1 protein-coding gene is annotated in these 782 nt (G+C 37.6%); it reads left to right on the top strand.

All coding sequences use genetic code 11. The features are described from left to right. Positions 1–220: 220 nt before the first annotated feature. Positions 221–457 (top strand): hypothetical protein, encoded by a 237-nt coding sequence (locus N1032_RS24880; RefSeq protein ID WP_259543222.1) that lies wholly within the window; start codon positions 221–223, stop codon positions 455–457. The last annotated feature ends 325 nt before the right edge of the window (positions 458–782 follow it).

Below are 782 nucleotides of genomic sequence, written 5' to 3'. Positions count from 1 at the left end.
AGGTTTGAACAAGTCTGGGAAATATGAGTTTACGCCTGCGGAAATCAATGAGCTGCTTAATGACCCCCAATCCATCCAAATGCTTGCCAGATGGGCTATAAATTCATTTCAGAGGGTGTTCAACAGTACAGAGATAAGAAACCAAAGGTTTTCACTTACAAAAGAGCATCATGACTGAATTGAAAGCAAGAAAACAAACAACAATGCCAATGTTGAAGAAGTGATTTCAAAGTCACGTGAACTTAATGACGCAGTTCAAGGTCAAGAGGAATTCATTTCAAATGACATGATGACAAACGCTTATACAATGTCTGGAATTGGTTTCCAGGAAAAACATTACACAGCAAGAATTTTCAAGAATGACTTCATGGACTTCCTTACAAAGCAAAAGCACAATGTGAGAGAAGTGTCAAAATGCATCAAAGGGAAAACTTACCGTGGAATTGAAATAAAATGATATAAGGATGGTGAATAATGAAATATAGAGCATTGATAATTGATATGGATAACCATAAGTACTTCCAGCATTTTGTGCCAAGTGAAGGTGGATATCAGACAAGGTTTCCAAGGTTCAAGGGAAAAACGCGTTTACAGCTTATTCCTGAGATAGTCACATGATTTAACACCCACAAGGACAATCTGTTGCTCCTGCAAGGCGTTAAAGGGCTTTCCGTTGATGAAACGTATGGACTTGCAAGTGACATATATGAATACCTTACAGGTTGAATAAAATATGGTGACAGTTTTGAGAAAGAATTAGTTGAGTTGCTTAAGGTTTCCCA

Origin of the sequence: Herbiconiux daphne (genome assembly GCF_024979295.1) — a bacterium.
GTDB classification, from domain to species: domain Bacteria; phylum Actinomycetota; class Actinomycetes; order Actinomycetales; family Microbacteriaceae; genus Herbiconiux; species Herbiconiux daphnes.
Note: the sequence above shows the minus strand (reverse complement) of the source record. Positions and strands in the feature narration are given on the sequence as shown.